This is a genomic window from Argonema antarcticum A004/B2, assembly GCF_023333585.1.
Taxonomy (GTDB): Bacteria; Cyanobacteriota; Cyanobacteriia; order Cyanobacteriales; family Aerosakkonemataceae; genus Argonema; species Argonema antarcticum.
The window spans coordinates 61672-67858 of the sequence record NZ_JAIQZN010000036.1 but is presented as its reverse complement, the minus strand read 5'-3'; the positions used below and the strand labels follow the sequence as shown (position 1 = coordinate 67858).

Annotated in this window: 6 protein-coding genes; 3 read left to right on the top strand and 3 right to left on the bottom strand. The window is 45.7% G+C overall.

From position 1 onward, the window contains the following. Nucleotides 1–378: 378 nt before the first annotated feature. Nucleotides 379–1536 carry a bilin-binding protein gene (locus tag LAY57_RS16890; protein ID WP_249067951.1) on the top strand — a complete coding sequence of 386 codons (1158 nt, stop codon included), beginning with the start codon at nucleotides 379–381 and terminating at the stop codon, nucleotides 1534–1536. Between the two features lie 303 nt (nucleotides 1537–1839). On the opposite strand, the gene LAY57_RS16885 is transcribed toward LAY57_RS16890, so the two are convergent. Then, nucleotides 1840–2004 carry a hypothetical protein gene (locus LAY57_RS16885; RefSeq protein WP_249064666.1) on the bottom strand — a complete coding sequence of 55 codons (165 nt, stop codon included), beginning with the start codon at nucleotides 2002–2004 and terminating at the stop codon, nucleotides 1840–1842. Between the two features lie 552 nt (nucleotides 2005–2556). Between LAY57_RS16885 and zds the strand changes: the two genes are divergently transcribed. Together zds and LAY57_RS16875 are read left to right on the top strand one after the other, a co-directional pair. Further along, complete coding sequence (gene zds, locus LAY57_RS16880) at nucleotides 2557–3990, top strand: 9,9'-di-cis-zeta-carotene desaturase (protein ID WP_249067950.1); 1434 nt, start codon at nucleotides 2557–2559, stop codon at nucleotides 3988–3990. 77 nt (nucleotides 3991–4067) lie between these two features. After that, complete coding sequence (locus LAY57_RS16875) at nucleotides 4068–4514, top strand: SRPBCC family protein (protein WP_249067949.1); 447 nt, start codon at nucleotides 4068–4070, stop codon at nucleotides 4512–4514. 2 nt (nucleotides 4515–4516) lie between these two features. Here LAY57_RS16875 and LAY57_RS16870 read toward each other — a convergent pair whose 3' ends face one another. Together LAY57_RS16870 and LAY57_RS16865 are read right to left on the bottom strand one after the other, a co-directional pair. Beyond that, nucleotides 4517–5899, bottom strand: a complete 1383-nt coding sequence (locus tag LAY57_RS16870; RefSeq protein WP_249067948.1) for a glycoside hydrolase 100 family protein — start codon at nucleotides 5897–5899, stop codon at nucleotides 4517–4519. A 57-nt stretch (nucleotides 5900–5956) separates the two neighbouring features. Next, nucleotides 5957–6187: 2Fe-2S iron-sulfur cluster-binding protein (locus LAY57_RS16865; RefSeq protein WP_249067947.1), on the bottom strand; the 231-nt coding region annotated here is incomplete at its 5' end.

The window sequence follows — 6187 nt, the reverse complement described above, 5'->3', positions numbered from 1 at the left end:
GACAAGGGGGACAAGGAGGACAAGGAGGACAAGGGGGACAAGGGGGACAAGGGGGACAAGGGGGACAAGGAGGACAAAGCCCAGAAGAAAAGCTTTTCGTTTCAACCAACTACTTATGACCACACCCCTCAGTAGTTACACTTAGTTACGGCTCTTTTCTACTCACGGCTATCAACCATAACCTCATACAAAGTCATTTTTATAAAGAAATAAAGAAGATTTTTCTAATGTTACTTACTATACTTGTTTTAAAAAAAATCCTGTGTTAAACATTAGATTATCACCCTAAAACGCGACTGGACAACCAGTGGATATCGCCAGAAATTTATTTTATAATTGAGAATTTCAGATAGGAAATTTACTTTGAGGAGCGGCAATTTGAACTTAAAACTCTTTAAGTCATTACCAGAAAATAACCATCTACCAAACGAGAGAAAAATGGCTAAAGGAAGCGTTCAATCATTAGCTCATCAATGGGCAAAAAAGTACGTTGAAAACCTACAAGTTAATTCCCAGAATGAACTAGGGAAAGACTCGGATAATTTAGAAGATGTTGTATCCAAAGCTGCCAGGGCGCGAACCGCAGAAAAATTAATGCACTCGCTTAGATCTGTCAGCGCCAAAGCCTGGAACAAAACCGAAGCGCTACTAGCAAAAGAAGTTTATAGGCATAAGATAAACCCCAGGTTAATCAATCCTTGGGAAATTGCGGCAGATTCCTTTGGCATTTACGACAAAGCACTCGAAATATACACTCAGCAAGCACCGACGAGGCGTCTTTCTGTGCAGCTGGGACTGGAGGATTCATCCGACGAACTCAATAGAAAAGCACTGGAAGTATTCACCGAGCAAGTTGCCCCCAGCCAGCTAGCAGCGCTGATAGGCGATGAAATCGGGGGACTTCAGAAGAAGTACACGGCGCACGATCCCCGCGTCAAGGGTTTTGTAAGTATGCAGCTACACTACACCAGCCAGATGTTGCTGGAGACGCTTTCTCCCGTCGAGCAAGTGCTAGTGGGTGCTTATTTCAAAGTGATTGACGACCACTTTTATATGCCCTTGCAGCGATCGTATCAAGCGGCAGCAGAACATGACTATAACTCGCCAGTCTTGGCAGCCGTGCAGAAGTTGTTACCGGATAGCACAAAGATTGCCAAAAAGATAGCACAGCGGACGCTCCAATTGTACCCAGGTTATCGCAGCTACAGCGGTGCGTTGAGCGATCCGGTAGTGCGAATTTCTAGTATCAGGGATGTGGAGATGTTCCAAGTGTATTTGTGGGTGTGCGCTTTAGAAGGAGACATCTCCGCCATCCAACAGGAGTTGTTCCCTCTGTGCGTGATGCTGTATCCTGTCTTAGGTGTGAAGTGGGAACTGTTGCGGCAAATGCTGCATTTGTTGGGTCAGGAAATCCGCAGTCGCTTAACTCCTGAACAGTCGGCAAAGTTTATGCCCTATTTTCAGGTGCTGTGGGAAATGTTTTCTCCCGATGTGTTCGCAGCTATTACAGAAGAACAAGAAATGTTAGCGATTTGAGGGGCTAAGTAGGTGGGAGTAAATAAACTGAACACCCATAAACAGGGTTTCTCCAACAATACCTTCGCCATTTCTTTGCTTTGTTGGGCCCGTGCGCGAGCGAAACCCAACACATTTGCCCTAGTTTCGTGCCTCAACCCAACCTACAAAGCGCGTCCATTTTTCAGTTTGGCGAAGGTATTGTCCAAGAAACCCCGTTTATAAGGTCGCGGCAGTTTTACGTTTAACTCTTTCGGCGTAAGTCCCCCGCCATAATCGCTTCGATTCGGCGGCGGGATATAAGCCGGATGGCGACGAATACACCTACTGACCTATATCAGCCGCAGGCTGATGAGGGAGGTGGGTGGATAAGGAGTCATCAATTTCTGGACAAGGCAACCTATCAACCCAATCTTCTATTAGTTGCGTGACTGATTTCTCCTTAGAGGTGGCATATAGTCGAAGCTTATTGTATCTACGTTCAGTCATCCGGATATGCAAATCTTTTGTGTTCATGATATGAACACAATGCGAACATATTCATGCTAGTATATAAGTGGTCGTTGACCCACCCGAATGTGTCGTATACAGACAGGCTAATTCCGAAGTAGCAGTAATATGCTTGCCGCAGATAGATCAGAGATCGGGGAAAGAACACTGCTAGCTGGTCTGCTATTGCAATAAATCCATGCGGTGTTGTCCGAACAAAATTTATAACTGCCCTGGGAAGCAGGGTGGCTGCGAGGGTAATCCTTTGGGGTTACGGGAGTTAGGGACGCTTGGACAAACCTCCGGACGCTTTGTAAGACCTTCCACCGTACTCGGTACGGACTTGTTCCCACAGAAGGCAGAGCGGATGAAACTCGAAGCCTACACTATATTTGGTACTCCGAATTAGTGTAGGTACTTCACTTATAAGCATTCCGGGAAAAAGCTGATGTCTAAAACGACAGATTATGGCCGGAATGCTTCGCCCCTAGATAATCATCTCTAGCGGGAAAGGAGTAAAATCTTTAGAGAAACCTGAGCAGGAAAGGCTGAATGCGAGTTGCGATCGTCGGGGCGGGATTGGCTGGAATGGCTACGGCTGTAGATCTAGTCGATGCCGGTTGCGAAGTAGAAATATTTGAGTCTCGTCCCTTTGTGGGGGGTAAAGTCGGTAGCTGGGTAGATGCCGATGGCAATCATGTTGAGATGGGTTTGCACGTCTTTTTTGGTTGCTACTATCAGTTGTTCGATTTGATGAAGAAAGTGGGGGCGATCGAAAATCTGCGCCTCAAACAACATACCCATACCTTCATCAACCGGGGCGGCATAAAAGGTGAATTGGATTTTCGGTTCATCACTGGTGCGCCTTTCAACGGTTTGAAGGCATTTTTCACCACGTCGCAACTCTCGGTGCAAGATAAAATTCAGAATGCGATCGCACTCGGCACCAGTCCCCTAGTTCGCGGCTTGGTTGACTTTGAGGGCGCGATGAAAAATATCCGCAATCTCGATAAAATTAGCTTTGCCGACTGGTTCAGACGCCACGGCGGTTCCGATGGCAGCTTAAAGCGGATGTGGAATCCGATCGCCTACGCACTCGGTTTTATCGACTGCGAGAATATTTCCGCCCGCTGTATGCTCACCATTTTCCAGTTTTTTGCCGCCAAAACCGAAGCATCGGTGCTGCGAATGCTGGAAGGTTCCCCTTACGAATATTTACACAAACCCATCATTGAATACCTGGAAGCACGAGGGGCGAAAATACATACCCGTCGCCGCGTGCGAGAAATTCTCTTCACCGGGGAAGAAGAAACTCGCGTTACCGGCTTGGTAATTGCCAAAGGCGAAACCGAAGAAACTATCACCGCCGATGCCTATGTCTGCGCCTGCGATGTGCCGGGAATTCAGCGCGTTTTGCCCCCAGAGTGGCGCAAGTGGAAGGAGTTCGATAATATTTATAAGTTAGATACGGTGCCTGTAGCGACGGTGCAGCTGCGGTTTGATGGCTGGGTAACGGAACTCGACGATTCCCAAGCACAAAAACAGTTGGCTCATGCTGTGGGAATTGATAATCTCCTTTATACGGCTGATGCTGACTTTTCCTGCTTTGCGGACATGGCTTTGACTAGCCCATCCGATTATTATCGTTCTGGACAAGGTTCTCTGTTGCAGTTGGTACTGACGCCGGGAGATCCGTTTATAAAAGAGAGTAATGATGCGATCGCGCATCACGTCCTCAAACAAGTTCACGATCTCTTCCCCTCTGCGCGAGATCTGAACATGACCTGGTACAGTGTAGTCAAACTCGCCCAGTCTCTCTACCGCGAAGCCCCAGGTATGGATCTCTATCGTCCAAATCAAAAAACCCCCATTGCCAATTTCTTCCTCGCAGGTAGTTACACTCAACAAGACTACATCGATAGTATGGAAGGAGCTACTCTTTCTGGGCGTCAAGCAGCCAAGGCAATTTTAGCTCGGAAAAACTAGGTAATAAGTCATCGGTAATTTCAGATTTCAGATTTGAGATTGCCAAATCCAAAATTCTCTCATCCAAAATTACCAAAATGTCAGATTGGCTAGAACATAGCGTACAAGTAGAAGTAGCGGTTCCGATTGACTTTACCTGGAACCTCTGGTCCGATCTCGAACAAATGCCTCGCTGGATGAAGTGGATTGAATCCGTTAAAATTTTATCAGAGAATCCAGAGCTATCACGTTGGAAACTAGCTAGTGGCGGATTGGAATTCACCTGGCTTTCCCGCATCCTCAAAATGATACCCAACCAGATTATTCAGTGGGAATCCGTCGATGGTTTGCCAAATCGGGGCGCGATTCGCTTTTACGATCGCCACGGTAGCAGCATTGTTAAACTGACAGTAGCTTATGGTATTCCTGGTTGGCTTGGTAAATTCATGGATAATCTCTTTTTAGGACGCATTGTTGAATCGACTATTCAGGCAGATTTAGAACGATTTAAAGAATACGCTCTCAAAGCTTACACTCAATCTTAGAATTACTCGACTTCCGGGTATTCCCCAAAACAAACTAATTTTAGATGATTTGGGTTATCTACTAATTCTTTTGCTAATAAGTAACCGGCGATCGTCCAAGTTTGATATCTCCTCGCTTCTTTGCCAATCAGGCGGCCATTTTTACCATCATAGTATTCTGGCCATAGATCGGTGTTCAAACGTTTTTCAGCAATATTAATCGCACGATGAGCCAGATCTATTCTACCCATTTTCTGAGCGGCTGCGGCTAACATCCAGAGCAATACAGGCCAACTTCCACCATTATGATAAGACCAAGGTCTATTTTTAGGATCGCAACCAGTCAGAATTTTCCATTCTAAGTCTTCTAAAGCGGGAAAACAAAGTTTCATCGGCATATCTGCAACCAGATTTTCCCATTGCGTTTCGATTAAGTTTAAGATTCCTAGCGACTGATGCTTATTTGTTAAAGAAGAAACGATCGCCATCAAATTTCCCTGTGAAAAGAAGCGGCAATCTATCTGAGAAGGGCCTAGATTACCTGCTAAATAGCCCCCGTCTTCTGGCAACCACTCTGTCAGTTTATGAAAGGGAATAGAATCTGAATATATATTAAATTTATTGAGAGCTTCTTCTCCGTACTCCTCTACTTTATAACGATAAATCACATTCAAACGGTGAGTATCTAGCCAATAATTTTCTCGAATATGTTCGATCAAGGCAGGAAGGCGACTACGAATTGCTTTGATTAGGTATTGATTATCTTGATTGGGGAAAAGAAGTTCGCCACCAGCCCGCAAAGCAGCATAAAATAAGGATTGAATGTCCAGAGGATGCCCGGAAAGCCCCATCCTGCGATCGATCATACTCGCGCCATCTGGAACCAAAAGGGTGGGATACATATCAAACCGGGCTACTAAGCACAGTTCCATAATTAGCCTGATACCTTCTTGGAAATCTTCTCGATAGGCAAGTTTGGTATCTTTTGTACAGTTTACATAAGCCCGTAATAGTATCATCCACCAGAGACAGGAATCAACGGGTGCAACTCTAGCGATCGCGTGTTCGCCAAAATCTGCTTTCAGACGTTCCTTCCCATTTAGAGATTCTACCTTAAAACTTGCTGGCATCAAGCCTCGGCCAGGTTTAGAAGAATTCAACTGCCTTTCTTTTGGCTGTAGCTTTAAGGTTTCTTCAAGGAAATTGCGGACAATTTCCGACCTACCTTTGAGCAGAAAAACAATAGCACTAGAGACAAAATCTCGGATAAAGCACTGATCGTAATTGAGTGCTTGGACATCCGGATCGCGGGCAGCTATTGTGCCAACCGGACGTTCTTGATAGTAGATAATCGAATTTTCAAGTGCTTGCCATGCTTCTTTTACAAGAGGATCTTCTGCGATCATTTGATTCCTTTTACATAAATACTTTAGGCTGATAGTAGGTGAAAGAAAAGAATCCCACTACCAAGTGGGATCGACGAAAAGATTAATAGTTAGGTATTCGCGCCCAGCCGGTACTGCGGCGATACAAGCACAGATGCAGTGACCATCCTCAAGTTCCACCTCGCAGGCGTGACAAGAACCCATGAGGCAGCCAGTGGGAATGAAAACTCCCGCGCGATCGGCCACTTCCAGCAGCGGTTCTCCCACCTGGGCCTCAACAGTTATATCATCCGGTAAAAATCGAATTTT